Source organism: Streptomyces albicerus, from assembly GCF_008905045.1.
In the GTDB taxonomy this organism is placed as follows: Bacteria; Actinomycetota; Actinomycetes; order Streptomycetales; family Streptomycetaceae; genus Streptomyces; species Streptomyces albicerus.
In genome coordinates, this window is sequence record NZ_VWMY01000004.1 from 101232 (window position 1) to 124991 (window position 23760).

General features: G+C 70.2%; 22 protein-coding genes. 4 read left to right on the plus strand and 18 right to left on the minus strand.

The window, feature by feature from the left end:
• Nucleotides 1–2 precede the first annotated feature (2 nt).
• Complete coding sequence (locus GAS53_RS04575; RefSeq protein WP_151476107.1) at nucleotides 3–701, minus strand: TetR/AcrR family transcriptional regulator; 699 nt, start codon at nucleotides 699–701, stop codon at nucleotides 3–5.
• Between the two features lie 226 nt (nucleotides 702–927).
• On the opposite strand from GAS53_RS04575, the gene GAS53_RS04580 reads away from it, so the two are divergent.
• On the plus strand, nucleotides 928–1632 hold the full coding sequence (locus GAS53_RS04580; RefSeq protein ID WP_151476108.1) for an SDR family NAD(P)-dependent oxidoreductase: 705 nt from the start codon (nucleotides 928–930) through the stop codon (nucleotides 1630–1632).
• Between the two features lie 228 nt (nucleotides 1633–1860).
• Here the strand turns inward: GAS53_RS04580 and GAS53_RS04585 are convergent, their stop codons facing one another.
• The 6 genes from GAS53_RS04585 to GAS53_RS04610 form a co-directional block, all read right to left on the minus strand.
• Nucleotides 1861–3030 (minus strand): XdhC family protein, encoded by a 1170-nt coding sequence (locus GAS53_RS04585; protein ID WP_151476109.1) that lies wholly within the window; start codon nucleotides 3028–3030, stop codon nucleotides 1861–1863.
• Between the two features lie 152 nt (nucleotides 3031–3182).
• Nucleotides 3183–5378 carry a xanthine dehydrogenase family protein molybdopterin-binding subunit gene (locus GAS53_RS04590; protein WP_151476110.1) on the minus strand — a complete coding sequence of 732 codons (2196 nt, stop codon included), beginning with the start codon at nucleotides 5376–5378 and terminating at the stop codon, nucleotides 3183–3185.
• Complete coding sequence (locus tag GAS53_RS04595) at nucleotides 5375–6355, minus strand: FAD binding domain-containing protein (protein WP_151476111.1); 981 nt, start codon at nucleotides 6353–6355, stop codon at nucleotides 5375–5377. Before GAS53_RS04595 ends, GAS53_RS04590 begins: the two co-directional genes overlap by 4 nt.
• A gap of 11 nt (nucleotides 6356–6366) precedes the next feature.
• A complete protein-coding gene (locus tag GAS53_RS04600) occupies nucleotides 6367–7017 on the minus strand; it encodes a (2Fe-2S)-binding protein (protein ID WP_151476112.1) in 651 nt (216 codons plus the stop codon).
• Between the two features lie 96 nt (nucleotides 7018–7113).
• On the minus strand, nucleotides 7114–8151 hold the full coding sequence (locus GAS53_RS04605) for a zinc-dependent alcohol dehydrogenase family protein (protein ID WP_151476113.1): 1038 nt from the start codon (nucleotides 8149–8151) through the stop codon (nucleotides 7114–7116).
• 25 nt (nucleotides 8152–8176) lie between these two features.
• Complete coding sequence (locus tag GAS53_RS04610) at nucleotides 8177–9529, minus strand: MFS transporter (RefSeq protein ID WP_225858721.1); 1353 nt, start codon at nucleotides 9527–9529, stop codon at nucleotides 8177–8179.
• Between the two features lie 136 nt (nucleotides 9530–9665).
• Between GAS53_RS04610 and GAS53_RS04615 the strand changes: the two genes are divergently transcribed.
• The gene (locus tag GAS53_RS04615; RefSeq protein WP_151476114.1) at nucleotides 9666–10586 is read left to right on the plus strand and encodes a helix-turn-helix transcriptional regulator; all 921 of its coding nucleotides are present in this window, start codon (nucleotides 9666–9668) and stop codon (nucleotides 10584–10586) included.
• Nucleotides 10587–10703: 117 nt separating this feature from the next.
• Here GAS53_RS04615 and GAS53_RS04620 read toward each other — a convergent pair whose 3' ends face one another.
• Nucleotides 10704–11381: a response regulator transcription factor gene (locus GAS53_RS04620; RefSeq protein WP_151476115.1), complete on the minus strand. Its 678-nt coding sequence runs from the start codon at nucleotides 11379–11381 to the stop codon at nucleotides 10704–10706.
• Nucleotides 11378–12604, minus strand: a complete 1227-nt coding sequence (locus tag GAS53_RS04625; protein ID WP_225858722.1) for a sensor histidine kinase — start codon at nucleotides 12602–12604, stop codon at nucleotides 11378–11380. The genes GAS53_RS04620 and GAS53_RS04625 overlap by 4 nt, the downstream gene beginning before the upstream one ends.
• 315 nt (nucleotides 12605–12919) lie before the next feature.
• On the opposite strand from GAS53_RS04625, the gene GAS53_RS04630 reads away from it, so the two are divergent.
• Complete coding sequence (locus GAS53_RS04630; protein WP_151476116.1) at nucleotides 12920–15103, plus strand: MMPL family transporter; 2184 nt, start codon at nucleotides 12920–12922, stop codon at nucleotides 15101–15103.
• A 254-nt stretch (nucleotides 15104–15357) separates the two neighbouring features.
• On the opposite strand, the gene GAS53_RS04635 is transcribed toward GAS53_RS04630, so the two are convergent.
• From GAS53_RS04635 to GAS53_RS04645, 3 genes are all read right to left on the minus strand, one after another.
• Nucleotides 15358–15924, minus strand: coding sequence for a snapalysin family zinc-dependent metalloprotease (locus GAS53_RS04635; RefSeq protein ID WP_151476117.1), 567 nt, complete (start codon nucleotides 15922–15924; stop codon nucleotides 15358–15360).
• A 212-nt stretch (nucleotides 15925–16136) separates the two neighbouring features.
• Nucleotides 16137–16322 carry a hypothetical protein gene (locus GAS53_RS04640; RefSeq protein WP_151476118.1) on the minus strand — a complete coding sequence of 62 codons (186 nt, stop codon included), beginning with the start codon at nucleotides 16320–16322 and terminating at the stop codon, nucleotides 16137–16139.
• Nucleotides 16323–16612: 290 nt separating this feature from the next.
• A complete protein-coding gene (locus GAS53_RS04645) occupies nucleotides 16613–17239 on the minus strand; it encodes a hypothetical protein (protein WP_151476119.1) in 627 nt (208 codons plus the stop codon).
• 518 nt (nucleotides 17240–17757) lie between these two features.
• On the opposite strand from GAS53_RS04645, the gene GAS53_RS04650 reads away from it, so the two are divergent.
• Nucleotides 17758–18018 (plus strand): hypothetical protein, encoded by a 261-nt coding sequence (locus GAS53_RS04650; RefSeq protein ID WP_151476120.1) that lies wholly within the window; start codon nucleotides 17758–17760, stop codon nucleotides 18016–18018.
• A gap of 179 nt (nucleotides 18019–18197) precedes the next feature.
• Here the strand turns inward: GAS53_RS04650 and GAS53_RS04655 are convergent, their stop codons facing one another.
• From GAS53_RS04655 to GAS53_RS04680, 6 genes are all read right to left on the minus strand, one after another.
• A complete protein-coding gene (locus tag GAS53_RS04655) occupies nucleotides 18198–19871 on the minus strand; it encodes a hypothetical protein (RefSeq protein WP_151476121.1) in 1674 nt (557 codons plus the stop codon).
• 396 nt (nucleotides 19872–20267) lie between these two features.
• On the minus strand, nucleotides 20268–20846 hold the full coding sequence (locus GAS53_RS04660; RefSeq protein WP_225858725.1) for a GNAT family N-acetyltransferase: 579 nt from the start codon (nucleotides 20844–20846) through the stop codon (nucleotides 20268–20270).
• A gap of 80 nt (nucleotides 20847–20926) precedes the next feature.
• On the minus strand, nucleotides 20927–21865 hold the full coding sequence (locus tag GAS53_RS04665; RefSeq protein ID WP_151476123.1) for a MerR family transcriptional regulator: 939 nt from the start codon (nucleotides 21863–21865) through the stop codon (nucleotides 20927–20929).
• A gap of 437 nt (nucleotides 21866–22302) precedes the next feature.
• On the minus strand, nucleotides 22303–22704 hold the full coding sequence (locus GAS53_RS04670) for a hypothetical protein (protein ID WP_151476124.1): 402 nt from the start codon (nucleotides 22702–22704) through the stop codon (nucleotides 22303–22305).
• Nucleotides 22704–23105: a maleylpyruvate isomerase N-terminal domain-containing protein gene (locus GAS53_RS04675; protein ID WP_151476125.1), complete on the minus strand. Its 402-nt coding sequence runs from the start codon at nucleotides 23103–23105 to the stop codon at nucleotides 22704–22706. The genes GAS53_RS04670 and GAS53_RS04675 overlap by 1 nt, the downstream gene beginning before the upstream one ends.
• The gene (locus GAS53_RS04680) at nucleotides 23102–23716 is read right to left on the minus strand and encodes a TetR/AcrR family transcriptional regulator (protein WP_192582953.1); all 615 of its coding nucleotides are present in this window, start codon (nucleotides 23714–23716) and stop codon (nucleotides 23102–23104) included. Before GAS53_RS04680 ends, GAS53_RS04675 begins: the two co-directional genes overlap by 4 nt.
• Between the last annotated feature and the right edge of the window lie 44 nt (nucleotides 23717–23760).

The window sequence follows — 23760 nt, forward strand, 5'->3', positions numbered from 1 at the left end:
GGTCAGGTGCTCTTCCTCGGCTCCGGTGCGGGAATGCCGGCCGGGCCGGCGCGGTGCATGGCCTTGTAGAGGGCGGCGTGTTCGGGTGGGGCGGGCAGGGGGCCGCGGGCGGGGGCCTCGAAGGACTGGATCAGCAGGGCGACGACGCGTCGCCAGGCGTCGGGAGCCGCCTCGCCTGTGGCGCCGACGACGCCGGCGTTGGCCATGTGCAGCAGCACCAGATCCGAGGGGGCGAAGTCCTCGCGCAGCCGCCCGGTCGCCTTGGCGCGGTCGATGAGCTGTACCACGGCCTCGCACGCCTCGTTCCGGCGCTGTTCCAGGGCCTTGGCACTGGGGAAGGTCGTGGTCAGCACGTCGGCGAAGCCGTGGTCGGCGGCCTGCATCGCGCAGGCGGTTTCGATGAACGCGGCGAATCCCTGCCAGGGGTCGGGGTCCTCGAGAGCGACGGCGACCGCGTCGGCGTAGGCGTCCATGCGGTCGGTGAAGACGGCGGCGACCAGTTCATCCTTCGCGGGGAAGTGGCGGAGGATGGTGGCGATCCCGACTCCTGCCCCGCGGGCCACGGAGGCCATGGAGGCGTTCAGGCCATCGCGCCTGAACACTGTGCGCCCGGCGGCGATGATCCGCTCGCGGTTGCGCTCGGCGTCACTGCGCAGAGGCTGGACGGCTGCGTCGTCGGAGGGCTGGGCGCCAGGGTTCATGCGGGCCACCCTAGCAATCGGATTGCCCTATCCATTTTCGGTGGTACTGTGGTCACAGCGAACCGGAGCGGGCTATCCGAATCAAAAAATGGATAGCCCTATCCAAATTGAGCGATCGCATGGACCAAGCCGCCAAGGCGCTCGATGCCGACACCGTCGGCAAGGTCGCTCCCGCCATCGCCCAACGCCACCCAATTCCCCAGCCAAGTTTTACGAAAGGATCGCTGTGACCAGCATCGCCATCGTCGGAGCCGGCCCCCAAATGGGCCTGGCCATCGCCCGTACCTTCGGCTCCCAGGGATTCGACGTCGCCCTGATCTCCCGCAACCGCGACAAGCTCGACGACCTCGTCGGCAAGCTCACCGCCGAGGGCATCACCGCCGCCGCGTTCCCGGCGGACGTGCTCGACCGCGCCGGGCTCACCCAGGCGCTCAAGGACGCCGCCGCCAAGTTCGGCCGCATCGATGTCCTGGAGTACTCCCCGGTGGGGACGTTCGGCGTCACCACGCTGACTGCTCCGGCCGCGACCGAACCGTCCGATGTGGAGTTCGAGATGAACTTCCAGCTGTACGGCGCCATCGCCGCCACGAAGGCGGTGCTGCCCGCGATGCGCGAGGCCGGCGCGGGCACCCTGCTCTACACCACCGGCGCCGGCTCGATCTGGCCCGACCCGCGGGTCGCCAACGTGAACGCCGCCGCCGCGGCGCTGCGCAACTGGGTGATGAACCTGCACAAGGAGCTGGCCGACGCGGACACCGGTGTCCAGGCCGCCCACGTCGGCATCGACTCGTCGATCGGCGTCTCTGTCATCCCCGGCGTCGAGGCAGCCCAGCCCGAGCAGATCACCCCCCTCTACTGGGAGCTCCACACCACCAAGCGAGACGAGGCCGAACTCGTCTTCCGCCTCAGTGCCGAGGGTTTCCCTCGCTGACACCGCACCGGCATCCTCGTCGAACCCTGATCGCGTCGCGGCGTGCCAGTGCCGCGGCGCGATCCTGGAGAAGGGTTCTGCTCCGGTGAACGTGTTCCTGTGGCTCGTGCAGGGTGTGCCCGCCGCGGCCTCCGGCGTCCTCAAGTCCGCCACGTCCCGCGAGCAGCTCTGCTCCGCATGCGCGACGGCGAGGGACTGACCTCCGACAGCCTCGACACAGCCACCGAACTACTGCAGACGGGCATCCGCGAGAACCGCGCCGGCGGCAGGAGCCGACTGCCTCTGCCGGGGTGGCCGGTGGATCGGGCCGGTGATCCGGGTCAAGGGCCGGCCCGTGCCCAGGTTGGCCTGGGCGATGATCTCCGCGGTGATGGAGACGGCCGTCTCCTCGGGCGTGCGGGCTCCGAGGTCGAGGCCGATCGGGGAACTCAGCCGCGCCAACTGGTCTTCCGTGACGCCCTCCTCGCGCAGGAGACGCAGGCGCTCGTCGTGGGTGCGCCGGGATCCCATCGCGCCGATGTAGCCGACGGGCAGGTTGAGTGCCATGCGCAGCAGGGGGATGTCGAACTTGGCGTCGTGGGTGAGGACGCATACGGCGGTGCGCTCGTCCACACTCGTGCGCTCCAGGTAGCGGTGGGGCCAGTCGACCACCACCTCGTCCGCGTGCGGGAAGCGAGCAGCGGTGGCGAAGACGGGACGTGCGTCGCACACGGTGACCCGGTAGCCCAGGAACGCCCCGGCCCGGCTGAGCGCGGCGGCGAAGTCGACGGCGCCGAAGATCAGCATGCGGGGGCGGGACGCCGCGACATGGACGAGGACGGACAGCCGGTCCGGGCAGGTGTCGCCGTCTCCGCCCAGCTCGACGCGGGCGGTACGTCCCGAGCGGAGCAGGGCGCCCGCCTGTGCGGTCACCGCACGGTCCCTCAGCCCTCCGTCCAGGGTTCCGTAGGAGGCGGTGCCGTCGGCAAGGACACACACCGTGCGGCCCAGCAGGTGGTGAGGGCCGTCGACCACCTGCGCCATGGCGGTGGGCCTGCCCTGAACGATGTCGTCCAGGGCGACGCCGAGATGGGGGTCGGTCGCGGGGTCGACGCGCTGTACGAGGACGTCGAGTTCGCCGCCGCAGGTCAGGCCGACGGCGAAGGCGTCGTCGTCGGAGTAACCGAACCAGGCCCGCTGGGGAGCGCCGCCGTCCTGGAGGACCTGTCGGCACAACTCGTAGACGGCTCCCTCGACACAACCGCCGGAGATGCTGCCGACGGCGTTGCCGTCCTCGTCCACCGCCACCGACGTACCGACCGGCAACGGTGCGCTGCCGGTGACGCCGACGACGGTGGCCAGGGCGAAGGGGCGTGCCTCGCGGCACCAGCGGTGCAGTGTGTCCGCGATGTTCAGCATGGGGCTGTCTCCGTGGTTCGCCGTGGGGGCGTGGGACGGGCCGCCGCCGCGCCGTCGGGGAGTGCATGGGCGGCGGCGACCCTGGGGAGGTCCGGCGACCGGACAGGGGACCTGCCGCCGGACCGGTCAATGGACGTGCCGACGTGCTGGGGTCAGACCAACGCCTCGGCCGTGATGGGCAGTTCACGGACCCGCCGCCCGGTGGCGTTGAAGACCGCGTTGCCGATCGCGGCCGCCACACCCACCTGCACGACCTCACCGAGCCCCTTCACGCCCAGAAGGTTGCCGTCGTTGTCCTCGCCGTCCAGATAGATCGCCCTGACCTCGGGGACATCGGCGTTCACGGCGACGAGGTAGTCAGCCAGGTTGGCGTTGACGATCCGGCCGTCGCGGTGGTCGGTGACGGTGTGTTCCAGCAGGGCGGTGCCGATGCCGCCCACGATGCCGCCGAACGCCTGGCTCTCGGCCAGCTTCGGGCTGATGATCCGGCCCGCGTCGTACACCCCGAGCATCCGCCGTACCCGCACCAGGCCCAGGGTCGCGTCCACGGCGATCTCGGCGAAGGTCGCGTTGTAGGCGAAGTAGGAGCGCCGCGCGGGACTGGGCGCCCCGGCATACTGACCGCGCGCTTCCAGATGGGTACGGTCGTTGCGGGCCAGCAGGCTCCGGTAGCTCTCACCGCGCGCCGGATTGCCCTGCACATGCAGTCGGCCGCCGCGGACCACCACGTCGGCGGCGTCCACGCCGTGCAGCGGCGACTCGCGGTCCTCCACGGCCAGCTTGATCGCCTGCTGCCGCACCTGGTTGCAGGCGTCGACGACGGCCGAGCCGACACTGGCCATGGTCGCCGAGCCACCGTGTGGCGACGTCGGCGGATACAGCGAGTCGCCGAGCCGGAAGGTGACCGTACGCATGGTCAGCCCGAGCGCGTCCGCGGCCACCTGGGTCTGCGAGGTGTAGGTGCCCGGCCCCATGTCACTGGTGGCCGCCTCCACCACCGCGGTGCCGTCGGCGTCCAGGCGGGCCCTGGCCTCCGCGGGAAAACGCCCGCAGTCATAGACGCCGGTGGCCATGCCCATACCGATCAGCAAGTCGCCCTCGCGCCGCGACCGCGGCCTGGACGAGCGCCGCTGCCAGCCGAACTCGCGGGCACCCACGGTGTAGCACTCGCGCAGCCGACGGGTGGAGAACGGCAGGTTGTTCGACTCGTCCTCGCTCGGCTCGTTGCGCCGGCGCAGCTCGATCGGGTCGATGCCGAGCCGGTCCGCGAGCTCGTCCATGGCCGACTCGATCGCGAACGACGCCGAGGCGAAGCCGGGGCCGCGCATCCAGATCGGGGTGTTCACGTCCAGCGGCACCGTCCGGTACGCCTGGCTGACGTTGGGCATGCTGTAGGTCATCTGTCCCGCGCCCATGACGGCCTCGGTGAACGTCTCGTACGAGGAGGTCTCGGCGTCGATGTCGTGGATCGCGGCGGACAGCCGGCCGCGCCGATCACTGCCCAGCCGGACGCGGTACTCGTACGACGGCCGGAAGCCGGTGCCGAGGTACATCTGCCGACGGCTCAACACCAGCTTCACCGGACGGCCCGTCACCCGCGCCGCCAGCGCGGCGACGACCGTGTGCGGCCAGCAGCGCAGCCCGCTGCCGAAGCCGCCCCCGACGAACGGGTTGATGACGCGCACCGACCCCGCGGGCAGGTCGAACACGGCGGCGAGCTCGTCGTGTGTGCCCATCACCCACTGGGTCTTGTCCCACACGGTGAGCTTGTTGCCGTCCCAGCGGGCGATGGTGGCGTGCGGCTCCATCGGGTTGTGATGGTTGCGCGCCAGTTGGTATGTCAGGTCCAGGCGTACGGCCGCGGAGCGCAGGCCGGCTTCCGCATCGCCGCGCGCGTAGTTCGTCGGCTTGTCCGGCTTGGCCTCGTGCAGGTCGGTCGAGGGCTGTTCGGCGTCATAGCGGACCTTGACCAGGCTCGCGCCATGCTGTGCGGCCTCCAGGGTGGTGGCCACCACGACGGCGACGGGCTGGCCGTGGAAGAGCACCCGGTCGTCCTGGAAGACCCGCAGCCGTCGCCCGGGTGGGTTGTTGGACCCGGAGTTGTCGCGGTAGGGCAGCTTCGGCGCGTTGCGGTGGTGGATCACCGTCAGGACGCCCGGCTGGGCTTCGGCGGCGCCGGTGTCGATGCCGGTGATACGGCCCCGGCCGATGCTGCTGTCGACGACGACGGCGTGCACGGCCCCCTCGACGTCGAACTCGGCGGCGTACTGCGCCTGGCCGGTGACCTTCAGCCGGCCGTCCACCCGGGACAGTGGCGCGCCCACGGCTGCCTGCGGCTGGGGGCTCACTTGGTACCTCCTACGATGCGCAGCTGGCGTTCGACGGTCCGTTTCAGCAGCTCGACCTTGAACCGGTTGTGCTGAAGGGCACGGGCCCCGTCCGCCGCTTTCGCGGCGGCGGACGCCCACAAGGACTCCGAGGGACGCTCACCGATCAGCTGTTGTTCGACCTCGGGCAGCTTCCACGGCACGGTGCCCACTCCCCCGGCGGCGATCCTCGCCTCGCGAATCACCCCGCCGCGGACGTGCAGCGCGACGGCCGCCGAGGTCAGGGCGAACTCGTACGACTGCCGGTCACGCACCTTCAGATAGCCGGACTTCAGCGGACGCGGAAGAGCCGGGATCTCCACCGCAGTTATCAACTCGCCCCGCCGCAGCGCCTGTTCACGATCCGGAGTGCTGCCCGGTCGCAACAGGAAGTCGGCGAAGGGCACTTGGCGCTCCCCGTCCGGGCCCAGCAGATGCACCCGCGCCTCCAGGGCGGCGAAAGCCACGGCGACATCCGAGGGGTGGGTGGAAACGCAGTGGTCGGAGGTGCCGAGGATGGCGTGGCTGCGGTTGAAGCCGTGCAGCGCGGCACAACCGGAGCCGGGCTCGCGCTTGTTGCAGTCGGCGGTCACGTCCCGGAAGTACGTACACCGGGTGCGCTGCATGATGTTGCCACCGATGGTCGCCATGTTCCGCAGCTGAGCCGACGCACTCAGCTCCAGCGCCTCGGAGATGACGGGATACAGCACGCGCACCTTCGGGTGGGCGGCGGCCTCGGCCATCCGCACCAGCGCACCGATCCGCAAGGCCCCGTGTTCGGCGACCGTGATCTCGCGCAGCGGCAGGCCGCTGATGTCGACCAATGTCTCCGGCTGCTCGACGGTCTCCCGCATCAGGTCGACCAGGGTGGTGCCCCCGGCGATGTAACGCCCGCCTCCACGACCGGCGTTGAGAGCCTCTCGCGTGTCGGAGACGCGGGTGTAGGTGAAGGGATGCATGGGGCCGCTCCTTACTTCCGGCCCGCGGTCTGCTCGACCGCGCGCACGATCTTCACGTAGCAGCCGCAGCGGCAGATGTTGCCGCTCATCCACTCGCGAATCTCCTCCGGCGAGTTGGTATGACCCTCCTTGATGCAGCCGACACCGGAGACGATCTGGCCCGGTGTGCAGTAGCCGCACTGGAAGGCGTCCTGGTCGATGAACGCCTGCTGGAGCGGGTGGAGTTGGTCGCCATCGGCCAGCCCCTCGACGGTGGTGACCTCGGCGTCCTCAAGACGTACCGCGAGCGTCAGGCAGGCGTTGTGCCGCTGCCCGTCGATCAGCACGGTGCACGCACCGCAGGCCCCGGCGTTGCAGCCCTTCTTGGAACCCGTCAGTTCGAAGTGCTCGCGCAGCAGATCCAGTAGCGACGTGCGATTGTCGACCGTCACGGTCCGGCGGGTGCCGTTGACCGTCAGGGAGACGCGGCTGGAGGGCGGCTTCTCTGCGGCGGACGCTTCCTCCGGGTCGGCGAGAACCGTCCCTGCGAAGACGCCGCCCGCAACGACAACACCGCCGACCGCAGTACTGGTGGCGATGAAGGTGCGCCGACTGGGCGCCGAAGAGGACTCGTCGGCTCCGGTGGGGGGTGGGACAGCGGATTCAGGGAGTTCAGTAGACATACGTACGCCTTCGCGTCAGGGAGAGTTGCGCTGCGGACCACAAGTGGTTGTTGCGCGCGAGGAGGGGCCGGGCCCCTCCTCGGTGGTGCGCCGAGGTCAGGGCTTGATGAGGACCTTGAGGCTGGTGCGCTCGGCCATGTCCTGGTAGCCGGCCGGGACGCCGTCGAGGTCGGTGGTTGCGTCGAAGACCTTCCCGGGCTCGAGGGTGCCGTTGAGGATGTCGGGCATCAGCTCCTCGATGTAGGCCCGGACCGGTGCCGGTCCGCCGGCAAGGCGGATGTTGTGGGCGAAGAGGCTCCCGAAGCCGATCGGTGCATCCTCGTACTGCGGGACGCCGACGCGGCTGATGACACCGCCCGGGCGGACGACGCCGACCGCCTGCTCGTAGGCGGGCATGTTGCCGACGGCCTCCAGGACCGCGTGCGTGCCGTGCCCGCCGGTCAGTTCGCGGACCGCGGCGATGCCTTCTTCGCCGCGGCCGGAGACGATGTCGGTGGCGCCGAACTCACGGCCGAGGTCGGTGCGCACCTTGTGGCGGCCGATGAGGATGATCTGCTCGGCGCCGAGACGCTTGGCGGACAGCACCGCCAGCAGGCCGACGGCGCCGTCGCCGATCACGGTGACGCTGGTGCGTTCGTTGACGCCGCCCGCCACGGCGGCGTGGTAGCCGGTGCCGAAGACGTCCGAGAGCGTCAGCAGGGACGGCATGAGGGCCGAGTCGGCGGCGACCGGGAGCTTGACGAGGGTGCCGTCGGCGAGGGGGACGCGCACCGCTTCGGCCTGGCCGCCCTCGTAGGGCTCCATGTCCCAGAAGGTGCCGTGTTCGCAGGAGGTGTACAGGCCCTCGTGGCAGAAGGCGCAGGTGCCGTCGGAGAAGGCGAACGGGGAGACGACCAGGTCGCCCGTCTTGACGGTGGTCACCTCGGAGCCAGTGGCCTCGACGATGCCGATGAACTCGTGTCCCATCCGTGCGGGACCGTCTGCCGGGGCCATCGAGCCGTACGGCCACAGGTCGCTGCCGCAGATGCAGGAGGCGGTGACGCGGACCAGCGCGTCGGTGGGCTGCTTGATGACGGAATCCGGTACGTCCTCGACCCGGACGTCGCCTGCTCCGTACATGAGGGTTGCGCGCATGAGTTGTTCTCCGATCGGGTGGTGCTTACTTCGCGCATGTCTGGTGTTTCGGGTTGACGCCTGTCGGCGGCCAGTGAGCCTGGCTGTGGCTGCGATCGGGTTCACGCGGCCACGGCGCGGCGCCGGCCTCGATGCCCTGGATGGCGGCAGTTGCGAAGCGGCGGCGCTGGGTGACGGCGATGGCGATGGTGGGGATGAGCGTCAGTGCGCCGATGGCGGTGCCGACCACGGCGGGACCTGTGGCCCCGAGGGTGGAGTCGAGGGCGAGTCCGGCGCCCCAGGAACCGGCCGCGGTGCCGAAGTTGAACGCCGAGACGGTCAGCGCGGACCCCAGGGTGGGCGCCTGGCCCGAGAAGCGGACGGCCAGGGAGATCAGCACGGGGTTGGCGCCGAGCCCGAAGAGCCCCAGCAGGGCGACCAGTACCACCGTGGGTGCGGCGAAGCCGGACAACAGGCAGATCGCCAGCAGGACGACCGTGGTCGCCGCGGCCGCCATGATGGTCGTCGCATGCGGGCGACGGTCTCCGAGCCGGCCCCCGACAAGGAAGCCCGCCAGGGCGCCGGCGCCGAAGCCGACGAGCACCAGCGGTACGAGGCCGGCGGCGAGACCCGCCCGGTCGGTCAGCAGCGGCGAGATGTAGGTGTACGTCGACAGCACGCCGCCGGTCGTGGTGGCGCAGGCCGCCAGCGCCAGCCAGAGGCGCCCGGAGCGCAGGGCGGACAGCTCGGAGCGGATGGACACCGCCCGGTGGTCGGGGCCGTCATGGGGCACATGGCGGGCGATGAGGCCCATGGCGGCCGCGCCGAGCACCGCGAGTGCCCAGAACGGTCCCCGCCAGCCGGCAAGCTGCCCGGCGAACGCACCGAGCGGCACACCGACGACATTGGCGAGCATGGCACCCGAGCCCACCACGCCCAGAGCCCGGGAGCTCGCGGCAGGCCCGGCGATACGGGCGGCCACCACATTGGCCACCGCCCAGAACGCTCCGGTCGCAAGCGCCGTCAGGAACCGGGCCGCCAGCAGGAGCGCGAAACTGGAGCCGAGTGCGACGAGGACATGTCCGGCGGCGAAGACTCCCAGGGCGAGCACCAGCGTCAGCCGGCGAGGCAGCCGCAGCGTCAGCATCGCCATGACCGGCGCGCCGACGATCATCCCGACCGCGAACACCGTGATCAACAGCCCTGCCCGGGCCACGCTCACCTGCAGTTCGCCGGCCATCTCCGGCAGCAGCCCCGCCACGACGAACTCGGTCGTACCCATCAGGAACGTGCCCAGCGCCAGCACATACACGACGAGCGGGAGCCGGCTGGGCGGACGCCCGCGGTCTTCGACACGCACGTCGCCGGACGCGTGGAGGACACCTGCTCGCGTGCTCAATTTCCATCTCCAGAAGGGGTCGTGATCGCGCTTCCGACCCCACGAAACCGGCTTCGTCGCGCACGGAGAAGGTCGCGTTTATGGGGGGTATAAGCTCAACCTCCCTCTGCGGCGATACGTGGCTACCGTGGAGGACATGGACCACCGCGCCGGCGACCGCGCCGACAATCGCGCCGACATCCGGGACTTCCTCGCCAGCCGGCGCGCCAAGATCACCCCGGAGCAGGTCGGGCTGCCAACCAGCGGCCGGCGCCGGGTCCCGGGGCTGCGGCGCGAGGAGGTCGCCGTTCTCGCCGGTGTGAGCACCGAGTGGTACACGCGCCTGGAGAAGGGCCACATCGGCGGCGTGTCCGAGGACGTGCTCGACGCGGTCGCCCAGGCACTGCAGCTGGACGAGGACGAGCGCACCTACCTGTTCGACCTGGCCAGGGCGGCCCGGCCCGCCCGCAGCAGGCCACCGCGCCGCAAGGACGTCGAGGTTCCGCCCGCGGTCCAGTGGATGCTCGACTCCGTGACGATGTCCGCCGCCTTCGTACGCAGCGGCCGAGGGGACATCGTCGCGTGCAACTCGTTGTGCCGCGCCCTGTACGCGCCGATGCTCGACAGCGACACCACCGACGAGCAGGGCCGCGCCAGCTTCCCCCGCTATTTCTTCCTCGACCCCGGCTCCCAGCACTTCTTCGTCGACTGGGACCACGGCGCGAACGCCACCGTCGCGCTGCTGCGCGCCGAAGCCGCGCGCGAGCCCCACGACCGGGTCCTGCGCGAGCTCATCGGCGAACTGTCCACGCTCAGCCCCGAGTTCCGCGCCAGGTGGGCCAAGCACGACGTCCGCATCCGCCACGAGGGCATCAAGCGGCTGCAGCACCCCGAGGTCGGCCCCCTGGAGCTGACCTTCCGCGCTCTGGACCTGCCCGTGTCCAACCGGGCAGTGCACGAACTGACCTTCTACACCGCCGAACCGGGCACCGCCGACGAAGACCGGCTCAGGCTCCTCGCCAGCTGGGCCGCCACCCAGTCCCAAGGGGCCACGGAGCCCACCCGCCACCCTCGCTGAGCGGGCGGAGCCCGAAGTCCTTCCGAGGTCATCGGGCAGCAGCGGGATGAGGGGCTTGCCCGCGGGACGCGAGGACAGGTCCGTGGGGGGGGCGGGGAAGCCGCAAAACGGTTGTTCTCAGTGACCGATGTCGTGGTCGCCCGCTTCGACGAGTCCGCTCTCGTAGGCGAAGATCACGATCTGGATGCGGTCACGCAAACCGAGTTTGGTGAGGATGCTCGACACGTGCGATTTGACGGTGGCGGGCCCGATGAAGAGCTGGGCGGCGATCTCCGAGTTGCTCGCGCCCCGCGCGACGGCGCCCACGATCTCGCGTTCGCGGTCGGTGAGTCGCTCTAGGCGACCCGCCACGGTGGTGCTGACGACACGTCGCTCCGCGAACTGGTCGATGAGGCGCCGGGTGATCGACGGTGCCAGCAGCGATCCGCCCTCGGCCACGGTGCGTACGGCGGTGGCGAGTTGCTCGGGGGGAATGTCCTTGAGTACGAAGCCGCTGGCACCGGCGCGCAGCGCCTTGTAGACGTACTCGTCCGGATCGAACGTGGTCAGGATCAGCACCCGCACGTCCCAGTCCGCCTCCCGCAGGATCCGGGAGGTGGCCTCGATGCCGTCCATGCCGGGCATGCGGATGTCCATGAGGATCACGTCCGGACGATGCGTGCGTGCCGCTTCGACGGCCTCAAGTCCGGTACCCGCCTCGGCCATCACCTTGATGTCGTCATGGACTCGCAGAATCATGACGAAGCCCCGGCGGACCAGCGCCTGGTCGTCCACGACGACGACACCGATGCTCATGCGGGTTCTCCTCCAGTGGGCAGATGGGCGGCCAGCCGGAACCCGCCGCCGGGGCGCGGCCCCGCATCGAGGCTGCCACCGAGGAGGAGCGCCCGCTCCCGCATGCCGACGATCCCATGGCCGGGCACACCGCCGTGGGCGCCGGCCGAAACAGACTGGACGGCGGCTCCACGACCGTCGTCGAGCACCTCGATGGTGAGGCCGCTGCTGTCGCAGCTCAGGCGCACCTCGGTGCGGGTCCGCGGTCCGCTGTGTTTGAGCACGTTGGTCAGTGCCTCCTGGACGATGCGGTACGCCGACAGCTCCACGCGGGCCGGGAGAGCAGCGGGGACACCGCCGGTGACCGAGACGTCCAGACCCGCTTCGCGGACCTGCTCGACGAGTTGGTGAAGGTCGGCCAGCCGGGGCTGAGGGCCGAGCCCGTCGCGGTCGGCGTCCGGCCGCAGAACTCCCAGCAGGTGACGCAGTTCGTCCAGCGCCTGACGCCCGGCTTGCTCCACCGCCGCCATCGCTTCGAGGGCCTCCTGGGGATCCTCGGCGGCCACCATCCGGGCCGCGCCCGCCTGCACCGTCATCATGCTCACCCGGTGGGCGACCACGTCGTGCAGTTCGCGGGCGATGTGGTTGCGCTCCTCGGCGACGATCCGACGCGCCTCGGCGGCCTGCTCCTCGCGAAGTCGGGCGCGGCGCTGTGCACGCAGCCGCAGACGCCGACCGATGTACCAGGCCACGAACATGACCACGGCACCGAAGCCGACGTCCCCCCAGGGGGAGGAGTCCAGCAGGCCCTCGATCACGAGCCCGGCGGCGGCCGCGGCGATGCCCGCGCCGGTACCGATGCGGCTGCGCCGGGTGTCCGCGGCGTATCGCCCGGCGCTGTACAGCGCCACGATCACGAACCCGCCCCCCGTGGAGTAGCTGCTCCCCAGCGTCGGGCCCCAGGCGACGAGTGCCACGGCCAGCATCGCGAGAGGTTCGCGGCGACGCCGGTAGAGCGCCCCGGCGGCCACGGCGTACAGCAGCAGGAACGGGACGGGCACCTCGGTGATCGGGCGGACGCCGAGCGCGTCGCCGGGTGCGTCCTCCACGAACACCGCGGCCAGGAGCATGGCGACCGCGAGGACGGCGTCCGCGCTCCGCGGCCATCGGGCGAAGGGCCCGCGGAACCTGCCCGGCACACCGCGGACCAGCGTCTCGGAAGGCAGCGCCGTGCGGTTCATCATCGCTCCGTCTAAAGGCTTCCGGCGCCCTGGCGTTGGTCATCAGGATGCACCGGGGCCATCAGGGTGCACCGGGCAAGCCATCGTAGGTCCAGGTCGCAGGCGCAGTCACCCGCCTGGGGGCGGATCCGCTACTCCCCCGCCGGGGGGAGGTGCCGCCGCGTTCTGCCCGTCCCGCGCGGGAGCCCCGAACCCGTCCGGTGGCGGAGGACAGCACCGGCGCCGGAACCCACGATGGGAACCGCTCACGACTCCTGCCTCCGGCGCGCCACGGACCGGCGGCGGACGGCGGCCATCTCACGGGGAGCCCACACAGCCATGAACCGATTCACCCGTCGCATCGGCAGCGCGAGCGCCCGCCGACCATGGGTCACCGTCGTCACCTGGGCGGTTGCCCTCCTCCTCGTGCTGCCCCTGGCCGGCACGGTCGGCGGCTCGTTCGTCGACGACCTGGTCGCTCCCGGCAGCCAGAGCGAGGAGGCGATGGAGCTGCTCGAAGAACGCTTCCCGGAAGCGTCCGGTGGCAGTGCCATGGCGGTCTTCGCCGCGCCGGAAGGGAAGCGACTGGAGCGCCACCGGCCTGCCGTCGATGCCGCGGTCGCCCGGATCGCCGACGTGAAGCACGTCGCCACCGTGGGCGATCCCTTCACCGCCGGCGCGCTCTCCCCCGACGGACGTATCGGCTACGCCCAGATCGCGTTCGACGTGCCCGCGATGGACGTGGACCCCGAGGAGATCGAGGCCCTGACCGACGCGATCGAGCCCGCACGCGGCGACGGCGTGGTCGCCGAGTTGGGCGGCGACGCCGTCTTCATCAACGCCGAGACCAAGACCTCGGGCGCGGAGGCTGCGGGTCTGCTGACCGCATTCGTCATCCTGGTGGTGGCGTTCGGCACGATCGTGGCCGCGCTGGTCCCGATCGCACTCGCCCTGGTGGCCGTCGCCGCGGGCCTGGGCAGCGTCACGCTGCTGGCCAACGCTATGGACGTCTCCACCGCCGCCCCCACGATCGGCGCGATGATCGGCCTGGGCGTCGGCATCGACTACGCCCTGTTCATCGTGGCCCGTCACCGCGAGAACCGCGCCACCGGCCAGGACAACGCCACCGCACTGTCGAACGCCATGGAGTCCTCGGGCGCGGCCGTCCTGTTCGCCGGCGGCACCGTCGTCGTGGCGATGGCCGCTCTCGCGCTGACCGGCCTGGGCTTTCTGACGTCGATCGGCCTGAGTACCGCCCTGGTCGTTCTCTTCGCCGTGGCGACCGCCCTGACGCTGCTGCCTGCCCTGCTGTCGCTCCTGGGCGACCGAGTCCACAAAGGACGCCGGGTGACCAAAGGGCGCTTCCGGGGCCGTAATCGCCGTCCCGTGAAGAAGTCCGAGGACACGGCATGGTGGCGCTTCGCCCACCGGGTGTCCGGCCGGCCGTGGCGCTACCTGCTCGCCGCATCCGCGGTCCTGCTCGCGCTGGCCGCCCCCGCGCTGCGCATGGAGACCGGCTTCCCCGACGCCGGCGACGACTCCACGAGCACCACCCACCGCCGCGCCTACGACCTGCTGGCCGAGGGCTTCGGTCCGGGCTTCAACGCTCCCCTTCTGATCGTCGCCGACCTGACCCGCCCCGGTGCCGACGCCGAGGACGTCCCCGCCCTGTCCCGGCGCATCGCCGCCGACCCCGGCATCGCCACGGTCGGCGAGCCGCAGACCTCCGCGACCGGGGGCACCGTCGTGCTGCCCACGCTCCCCACCACCGCGCCCGCGGACGCCGAGACCTCCCGGACCCTTGAGCGCGTCCGTGACCTCGTCCCCGACAACGTCGCCGTATCCGGCCTGACCGCCATGACCGACGATCTCACCGAGCAACTCGCCGACACCCTGCCGGTGTTCATCGCCGCGATCCTGGCGGCGTCGTTCCTGCTGCTGATGGTGGTGTTCCGCTCCGTCGTACTGCCGCTGAAGGCCGCCCTGGTCAACCTGCTGTCCATCGGCGGGGCATACGGAGTCGTGGTCGCCGTCTTCCAATGGGGCTGGCTCGGGGCCCTGTTCAACCTGGAAGGCACCGTCTCGATCGCCTCACCCCTGCCCACCATCTTCTTCGCGGTCCTGTTCGGTCTGTCCATGGACTACGAGGTGTTCCTGCTCTCGCGTGTCCGCGAGGAGTACGACGCCACAGGCGACACCACCGAGTCGGTGGCACGGGGCATGGCGGCCACGGGCCGGGTGATCACCTCTGCCGCACTGGTCATGACGGTGGTGTTCCTCAGCTTCGTCGCCAACCCGTCGCCGCTCGTCAAGATGATGGGCCTGGGCCTGGCGACCGCGATCGTGCTCGACGCGACGATCGTCCGCATGGTGCTCGTGCCCGCGGCCATGGCGTTGCTGGGGCGCGCGACATGGTGGCTGCCCCGCTGGCTCGACCATCGGCTGCCCCGCATCGGCGTCGAGGACACCGACCGGCAGCCTCACCCCGAGCCGGTGCTGGCTCCCGCACCCGGAAGCCGCTGAAGCCACGCCCCCGGCCGTCCGGCAGAGCCCCCGACAACCCGCCGATCGGAGGGAGTTCCTCGTGGAGTCGGAGGGAGTTCCTCGTGGAGGCCGCCGTCCAATGCGACGATGCCCGGCCGGGCACACCGCAACGGCAGGACGCGTCCCGACGCTCACGCTTCTCGGCCCTGGACCAGGCCGAGAAGCGTACGCACCGGGACGCCACCTTCGTGCCGCGGCGTACGAACACCCGCACCCCGGCGTCCCGCGCCGCGTCAGTCCATGATCACGACGCCATGCGGCGCTGCTGCGCCCGTCCGCGCCAGCGCACCGCCGAAGCTGTCCTCGACCTCCGCCTTCTCCACCGTGTCCGGATAGGGGTTCTTGCATGCGGTGCCCGCGCTGGAACCGGACATCAGACTCGAACACGGTCCGGGTTTGCGGTCCGGCAGACCGAGGATGTGGCCAAGTTCGTGGGCCGAGATGCGGATCGTGTCATAGCCCTGGTCCACCGCCTGTCGTCCGATGTAGACGGTTCCGTTGCCCAGCGTGGTAGGCAGCGCCCGGGGCCAGCCGTTGTCCGCCAGGATCCGTATGTTGGCGCGCTGCCCGGCAGCGGCCGGCCGTAATTCGACGGCCTCGACGCTCTCGTTCCAGATCGCCGCGCCCCGGTCGACCGCGGACTTGAACTCCGCGGAACCACTGGCGTCGTAGGTGAGTACGCGCGCGGCCGCGGCGCGGTCCGCCACCGCGGAAGGGGCGGCCATGGCCTGGCCGCCCATCAGGGAAAGGGTCACGGCCAGGACGACAGCGAATCCACCTGTCAGCTTACGGACGTGCATGGTCGACCTCCTTGTGGGGGAAGGTAGTCGTGCACATGACATTCCCTGGCTCATTGCCCTGCGAGCACGGACGCCAATCCGTCATTCCGGCGCAGATTCTCACGTCACACTTCGCGCCCACCGTCGGCAGAGATGCTCCTGGAAGGTGGCGGTCGGGACGATGAGGCCGAACGACGGCAGCCGCAGCCACGCGGCTGCCGGGTCCGCGCTGCCTACTGCTGGTCTTGTCGTACGAGCAGCGAGCGAATCGTCGGTTCGAACATCCCGATGCCGAACGAGGCGAGGCTGCCGAAGAGGAGGATCGGCCCGACATTGTCGACGGCTCCGAGCATGGAAAGCACGACGAGGACGTCAAGGAAGCAGAAAAGAACCAGCGCACCCGCTCCAAGACTGATCAATTGGCCTCCTGCCGGTCTCTTGCTCAGCCATGCCCTGGTCAGCACCGTCGCACACCTGCCCCAGAGGGCAGGAAGTGAGGTCCAGGAGCCTGACGAGCCGCCCCTGCCAACGCAGTTGGGTGTGGCGACGGTGGTCACACCCTCGGACCCGTCAGCGGGACAACTCCCCGACCGCGCCGCGGAAAGCCGGACGCCGCAGGCCCGTTGAGGTGGTCCGCCCTAAGGCCCCAAGGCGCCGCGCTTGGCCTGCTGGTTGATCGACAAGGTCTCCGGCCCGCCCTCGCACGACCTCATGACCGCTTCAGCATCACCACAACACCGGCCGCCACCAGCCACACCGCCAGCAGCATCGGAGTCAGCCAGGCGCTGAACGGCCCTGCCAGGCACAGCACGCCCACGACCAGAGCAGCCCAGGCCAGCCAGGAGGGCAGCACCGTGACGCCCTCGGTGCCACGGGTGGTGCGGGTGGTGCGCCAGATGGCGAGAAGCAGCACGGCCGCGCCCACCATCGCTCCGATGAGTCCCCCGTATGCCACGTCCAGCAGCAGGATCGCGATCAGGGCCGTCTCGGGTACGACCCGGAAGACGTCGGCTTGGTTCGCCGTGATTCCGTAGATGTTCCCGGCGATCGCCGAGACCATGAGGAGCACCACGAAAACGGTCCCGCCCGCGAGCGCGGCCGTGGAGCGGCTGCCGGCGGCACGTACCAGCACCGGCAGGAAGCACAGGAAGGCCAGCCCGGCCGCGAGCAGCAGCAGGGCGGCGGTCTCGGACAGGGCCTGATTGCTGTCCTTGGAGTAGAAGGTCACGACCTCACGGATGGCGTCGTCGTCCTCGGTGTCCGGCGTCCGCCAGGTCAGGGCCTGGCCGGCGATCAGCAGTCCGCCGGCCAGGATCCCGGCGATCCCGGTCCACAAGGTTCCGCTTCTCCCTGCCCGGGTGGTTTCTTCGCTCTGCGACGCCGTCATGGCGGCCTCCCGCTAGAGAGTCCCCCCAGGAATGTCGTCCTCATCCCATCCTGCGCCGGAAACGGACAGGGCGCCGCCCGGACAGGCGCCGCCTGACGCGAGGCTGCAGGTGAGGGCCCGGGGCGTCCACGTCACTGCCTCGTAGAACAGTGCGCAGGGCCCTGTGGTCCTCGGGTGTGCGCTTGCCGCCGGGCTGACACCAGCCGACGCCGTGGAGGACGACAGGACCAGGCCACGCGGCGGGGAAGGAGGCCTGGAGGCTGAGGCCGGTGGCCAATGCTCGACATTGCAGCGCAGTACGCGACACTGAAGCGGCCCGGTGGCCGTGTCCGGCCGACGCATCCGCCGCTGGGCACCTGCCGCACGCGGTCCACGCCGCCCGTCAAGGCCATCGTGGCTCGCAGGACCATTCAGCAGCTGCGCAAGGCAGTTGGGGGTCCGCAGCACCCGGACGAGGAGTCGACCGCATGATGGCACGTACCAAACTGATCCAGGAACTACGACGCGACGGCACCGGGCATACCGGACCAACAGCAGCACTCCTCGTTCAGGACTACGCCCACCAGCTCGCTGTCCAGTTGCGGGAGGCCGGTCACCGCGAGGCCGCCAACCTCATCGACCCCCGCGCCGGGCTGTGCATGTGCGGCACGCCCGACGGCAACGACGAAGAGAGCGAGCAGATCCGCCGCTACTGGGAACACTCCCGCTCATGCCCCATGGGAGACTGACCCCGCTCAACCAGCTCCCCTCAACTACCCAGCGGCCAACGGTATTTCGAGCCAATACACCAGGCCTGCTCCCCCGGCAGCCCACCGATCTGGGCGCTGAGGCTCTTGAGCCGCTGGACGGCGGCACAGGGCTTGTCGCCGCCCACGTCCCTCACACGGCCCCGGCCGGCCGATGGGCCTCAGCAACAACCGGGGTCGGCGGCGCCGGTGACCGCTTCGAGGCGGCAGAAGCAGGACGCCTCGATGGGTACGTCCGCCAGGGCGGCGGCGATCTTCAGCTGCTGGGCCACGATCTGCGCCTCCCCCACCTTGCCCAGCCGGACGAGGCACTCATGGAACCCGTGCAGGGACCAGACGTTGCCGGGATGCTGCAAGGCGCGCGGAAGAGTGTCGTCGAGCCCCAGATCGGCCCGGTAGACGGCTTCCGCCTCCGCGACCCGCCCCTGTTCGAGGAGCAGGGCACCGTACGCGTGCCGGGTGGGCTGCATCCACCCCCACGGCTCGTCGTAGGGAAGTCCGTCGTCCAGTGCGATCGACCGCTCCAGCGCGGCGAACGCGGCCTCGTGGTTGCCCTTGCGGTACTCCAGTTCGCCGTCGAGCATCGCCGACGCGATCGCGAGGATGTCGGCACAGGTGTTGTTGAACAACATCCGTGTCTCCGGAACGCGGGTGACCGCCTCGCGGAACAGGTCACGTTCGCCCTCGGCCACGGCGATGCGGCCGGTGGCCGAGAACGCGACACCGCGTGCGTAGTGGAGCATCGCGGTCGTCACGCAGTACAACTGCGGATCGGCAGGCAGCGGCAGATTCGAGATGTCGGACCAGCGGCCGAAGCGGATCAGCACATGGACCCGCATGGCGAGGAAGCCTTCGAGCCAGTCCGCCATGGGCGGACTCTGCACCCGCAGCAGTTCTTCGGGGATCGACGCCTCGAGTTGGGCGGCGGTCTCCAGGGCGGTCTGCGACTGCCCGAGGAACATCGCGCCGTAGATCTTGAAGTGGTAGTTGTGCGACCGGTACAGGGTGTAGAAGTTCATCGCCCCGGACCGCGCGCGGAACTTCTCGTCGGCGACGATCGCCGTGCTGTTGTCGGACACCACGCGCCGGTAGTCGCCGCAGAGCACGTCCAGGTGCGTGGGCATGTGCTGCAGGTGGCCGGCGTCGGGGACCAGGCCGCGCAGCCGGTCCGCCGTGGGCAGCGCGGTCTCGGGGGTCGAGGACATCTCCATCAGGTGGATGTACATGTGCAGGATGCCCGGGTGCCGTGCTCCGGCCCCGGTGGCGATCGCCCGCTCGAGGACCGCCTTCGCCTCGAGCGTGCGCGCACCCTCGGCCGGTTCGCCCGTGCGCAGATCCCACAGCTGCCAGGGGGTGAGGTTCATCAGCGCGTCGGCGTAGAGGGTGGCGACGTCGAGGTCGTCGGGGGCCAGTTCGTACACGGCGCGCATGCTGTCGGCGTAGGGCTCGTTCCACACCGAGCAGTCCTCAACGGCCTCCGCCTGCGGGTAGCGGGCACGCAGCGCGCCGATGAGCGCCTGTTCGAGGGGGGTGGCGCCGGCTGCCTTCTCCTGTGCGAGTTCCACGGCGGCGTGGGTTCGGTCGACCGTGCGGGTCAGATCCTCACCGTCGAAGAACTCCCAGGGCTTGTTGTAGTTCGGGCCGAGGGCGTAGGCGATGCCCCAGTAGGCCATGGCGCAGTCGGGGTCCGCCGCCGCGGCTGCCTCGAAGCACGAGACGGCTTCCTCATGGTGGAAGGCGTACGCCCAGATCAGGCCGCGGTCGAACCATGTCTGAGCCTGGGGGGACGACGTCGTCACGGGGCGGTTGTGGGTGCCGAGATCGTAGTAGTCCATGCGCCTCTCCTGTACATGTACGGCCGACCAGGGGTGCGAACCGGCTGGTCTGCCCAGCCGGGCTTCCCATCATGACGCTGAGCCATGCCCGCCCGACGCCTGCTTTCCCTTCATGGCCGGAACCCCGAGAGACCTGTACCTCCGAGGCTGGTGGCGATCCCGAGCGCACATTGAATTGCTCGTCGGCCCTGACGTGAAGGGTGGGTATGCCGACCCGGGTCTCCGAATGCCGTGCGGCTACGCGACACGGCTTCCGGTGGGGCAACTCGAATGATCTACACGCGGGGCCGCGTGCGAATTGACCGGAGTCAACTTGACGACATGCGCGTCAGTTCCAGGGACAGGATCTCAGGCACTCAGGCACTCAGGCACTCAGGCACTCAGGCACTCAGGCACTCAGGCACTCAGGCACCGTATGTGCAGGTGGCCGTCGCGAGGGAAGGAGGGCGGCGCCGCGGGGAGGACGCTGTCGAAGTCGTACCGGCTCTTCTGCGCAACCCGGCACGAAGCCAGGTTGTCCACCTGGTGCAGGAGTTCGAGACGCTCCAGCCCGTCGGCCGCGAAGGTGTCGAAGGCCCAGCCGGTGAGCGCCTCCAGAGCGCGGGGAGCCACTCCCCGCCCGCGTGCGTGCGCCGCGGTCCAGTAGCCCACTTCGGCCGCCGGTTTGCCGGAGGTGACTTCCTTGAGGACCACGTTGCCCACCAACTGTTCACGAACTGAACCGGGTTGTGCCGCGGGTTGTGCCTCAAGGACCCCGAAACTGAACCGGTCCCCCGCTGCCCAGTGCCGCTGCTGGGCCTGCACCCACCGTGCCCCGTCAGCATCGTTCTCCACGACATGGCTCGTCCAGCGGCGCAATCCGGGATCCCGGCACACCTCGACCAATGCGGCAACGTCCTCCGTGCACCAGGGGCGAAGAACGAGAGCGGGAGAGGTCGGCGTCGGGGCTACCTGAAGGACGACGGGGGCATGCACCAACCGATCATCTGCGGCGGCGTTCTCATCCGACGCCAGCCGTGTCCGGCCCACACCGCCTCCGCCTTGCGACCGCCCCGTCATCGCTGTGTCCGGACGCGCAGCGCCTGGACGGACCAGTCGAGCACCGGCGCCAGGCTCTCCGGAGCTGGCCAGCCGTTGACCACCGCGAGCAGTTGGAGGTACCGCGCCCTGCGGGGGTCGTTCACGTTCTCCAGCCGGGCCGACAGTCGGCGGCGAAGCTCGACGTTGTCGGGACGGCCGAGGAGGTGCGCGTAGTGCGCCGTGAAGGCCGAGACGATCGGATCGGCTTGGGGTGAGGCCGGGTCGATGCCGGCCGTCAGGGCCGGCGCGACGTGGTCACGAACAGCTACGGCAATGTCGCGGCGCGGGCCCTTCATGTCGCTCTGGGCCTGCTCAGCCGCCTGGTCCTCGGCCATCCGCCGCACGGCGGCGCGGAATTCCGGGGTCAGGGACAGTTCGGCCAGCTCCACCCACGCCTGGACTTGCTCCGCCTCGGGGTTGTCGGGCAGCTCGGGGGTCATCGAGCGCATGACCCCCATGAACCCTGGGGCGTCGCCAAGACCGCCGAAGACGGCATCGAGGAAATCTCCGATCAGACGTCTGCGTTCGTCCTCGGAGAGCTGGGCCAGTCGGTGCATGAGTTCCGTCTCCTCAGGGGTGGACCCGCGCTCGGCCACCGCCGTCAGCACCGCGCGTCGCAGGCGCAGGACGCCGATCTGCACTGCCAGTGCTTCGGCGTGCGCCGCGGCGACCTCGGGAAGCGAGAGTTCCCGGTCCACGACCTTGCGGATCGTGGGAAGGTCAAGTCCCAGCTCGCGCAGGGTTCGCACGAGGTCCAGGCGCGCGACGGCGTCGATGTTGTAGAGGCGGTAGCCGGCCGGGCTGCGGTCCGTCGGCGCCACGATTCCGCGATCGGAGTAGAACCGGATGGTCTTGACTGTGAGACCGGTCCGCCGAGCGAGCTCGCCGATCGAGTAAAGCGTGTCGCCGTCCATGCCCCCACCTTTGCGTCTCCCCCTACGGGAGACTCAAGCCCCTTCGCCTGCCAGGCGCCAACCACTCGTCATCCACACGTCTTGGCAATTCTTCGTCTCCGACCGGCTGCCGCGACGCAGTCGAGATCTTCGTGGTCGACTCCGGCGAGAAGCTGCCCGCCGAGGTCCAGAAGCTCGTCAACGCCTCGCGATTCCACCCCACTTCGGAGCCCGGCTCAGCCGCACCGCCCCCCGGATGCCGCCACTTGTGAGGGAGCGCCAAGCGCTCCTGGCCGCAGGCCTCGCACAGCCGCCGGATGCCCCTCCTGCTGCGCGCCGCCGCAGCCTCACCGTCGCGTAGGGGGCGATCCCCCAACGCACCGTCGCTCTGGCCGGTGCGTCCGCGTAGCGGACGAGCGGTCCGGGGCTGCCTGGGAGGCAGGCTTCCCGTGCCCCGATCAGATGACGTTGACGGTGTCGAGGAAGCGGGCGGCGAGCTCGGTGTCGCCGGTGACCGTCACGTCGCTGTCGCGCCAGGGCGACCGTTGTGTGCCCCAGTCGGGGAAGGTCAGCGCGGGGGCGGTGACGTGCGCGGCGACCGCGCCGTCGGATGGAGCCAGGCCGCCTGCTTCGTCGATCCACCAGGTCCCGCCGCCGGGGCCGGTGAGAGTCAGTGCGACGCGGGCGTCGAGCCCGGCGACCGGCGCCCGCGCGACCTGATTGCTCAGTACGGCGATCATCCACGTCAGGACCGCGCGCATTCTGTCCGCATCCGTGGGCGGCACGGGCCGGCCGAGCGCTGGGGCCAGGTCGTGGCGCAGATGCGTGTGATGGTCGAAGACGAGTGCGCCGCCGATCATCAAACCCAGGGGGTGGCGACCGAGATCGGCCAGCGGTACCGCACTCGGGCGGCGGGCGTGCGTCTGACGACGTCGAGGAGTGTGGTGGCTCGCCGGCTGGCGCGCTGGTACTCGGCCATTACCTTGGCACGGCTCCAGTCTCGCCGTCGGTCGACGGGGTCTTCGTTCGCCTGTTCGAGGCTGGTGGCGAAGCTCGTGCGCAGCCCGGCGGGTGTGTAGGCGCCCCGCGCCGTCGCACCGATGTGGGCGACGACGTCGGCGATGCGCCATCCGGCCGCGGCGCTGGGCGCGGTCCATTCTTCGTCGGTGAGGCTGCTGGTGAAGTTCAGCATCTCGGCGCGTTCGGCGCGGAGGGCGGCGGCCATGTTCGGCAGGTCCACCGTGGGCAGGCGATCGGTCATGCCGTCTTCTTCTCTGGTTGTGCGGCGGGGCGGCGGATGGCCTGTACGGCCGTGTCGTAGAGGTCGAACTGGTCGGCCTGTCCGCCCAGGCGCATCCACTCTTCTGTTGCTGCCTGGAGGCAGGTGATCGCCGCGGCCGCGATCGCGCGTGCCTGCAGGGTGCGGTGGTCGGAGTCGGGCAGTCGCGGCTCGATCAGCGGTGCGAACAGGTCCTGCCAGCGAGCCTGCTTCTCGGCGTGTCCGGCGCGCAGGGATTCGTTGCCGAACAGCAGCGTGGTCATCTCGAGCCGGCGCTCGGCGGTGAGGTCGATCTCCTCGAGCACCTGGAACGCCGCACGCAGCGACGTCCACGGGTCTTCGTCAGCCGGGCGCTCGGCGAGCCGCGCGGCGATCAATTCCCCTTGCTCGGACAGGCCGTTGAGCGCGAGGTCCTCCTTGTTGCGGAAGTAGTTGAACAGGGTCCGTTTGGAGACGCCCGCTGCGGCGGCGATCTCCTCGAGTGTCGTGTCGTCGTACCCCTTGGCGGCGAACAGTTCGAGGGCGGTCTTGGTGAGGAGTGTGCGAACCACCGAGCGGGTCTGCTCACGAAGAGGTGCCGGTTTCTGAGCCATGCATCGATGGTACATCTCTTCGCGAGATGCAATAACTTGCACTC

Bases quoted from the DNA above. Each gene is read 5' to 3' on its own strand.
- GAS53_RS04630 (WP_151476116.1), top strand. From the start codon at position 12,920: ATGAACCGATTCACCCGTCGCATCGGCAGCGCGAGCGCCCGCCGACCA.
- GAS53_RS04680 (WP_192582953.1), bottom strand. From the start codon at position 23,716: ATGGCTCAGAAACCGGCACCTCTTCGTGAGCAGACCCGCTCGGTGGTT.
- GAS53_RS04600 (WP_151476112.1), bottom strand. From the start codon at position 7,017: ATGTCTACTGAACTCCCTGAATCCGCTGTCCCACCCCCCACCGGAGCC.
- GAS53_RS04625 (WP_225858722.1), bottom strand. From the start codon at position 12,604: ATGATGAACCGCACGGCGCTGCCTTCCGAGACGCTGGTCCGCGGTGTG.
- GAS53_RS04665 (WP_151476123.1), bottom strand. From the start codon at position 21,865: ATGGACGGCGACACGCTTTACTCGATCGGCGAGCTCGCTCGGCGGACC.
- GAS53_RS04620 (WP_151476115.1), bottom strand. From the start codon at position 11,381: ATGAGCATCGGTGTCGTCGTCGTGGACGACCAGGCGCTGGTCCGCCGG.
- GAS53_RS04675 (WP_151476125.1), bottom strand. From the start codon at position 23,105: ATGACCGATCGCCTGCCCACGGTGGACCTGCCGAACATGGCCGCCGCC.
- GAS53_RS04635 (WP_151476117.1), bottom strand. From the start codon at position 15,924: ATGCACGTCCGTAAGCTGACAGGTGGATTCGCTGTCGTCCTGGCCGTG.
- GAS53_RS04650 (WP_151476120.1), top strand. From the start codon at position 17,758: ATGATGGCACGTACCAAACTGATCCAGGAACTACGACGCGACGGCACC.
- GAS53_RS04595 (WP_151476111.1), bottom strand. From the start codon at position 6,355: ATGCATCCCTTCACCTACACCCGCGTCTCCGACACGCGAGAGGCTCTC.
- GAS53_RS04585 (WP_151476109.1), bottom strand. From the start codon at position 3,030: ATGCTGAACATCGCGGACACACTGCACCGCTGGTGCCGCGAGGCACGC.
- GAS53_RS04605 (WP_151476113.1), bottom strand. From the start codon at position 8,151: ATGCGCGCAACCCTCATGTACGGAGCAGGCGACGTCCGGGTCGAGGAC.
- GAS53_RS04575 (WP_151476107.1), bottom strand. From the start codon at position 701: ATGAACCCTGGCGCCCAGCCCTCCGACGACGCAGCCGTCCAGCCTCTG.
- GAS53_RS04615 (WP_151476114.1), top strand. From the start codon at position 9,666: ATGGACCACCGCGCCGGCGACCGCGCCGACAATCGCGCCGACATCCGG.
- GAS53_RS04670 (WP_151476124.1), bottom strand. From the start codon at position 22,704: ATGATCGGCGGCGCACTCGTCTTCGACCATCACACGCATCTGCGCCAC.
- GAS53_RS04655 (WP_151476121.1), bottom strand. From the start codon at position 19,871: ATGGACTACTACGATCTCGGCACCCACAACCGCCCCGTGACGACGTCG.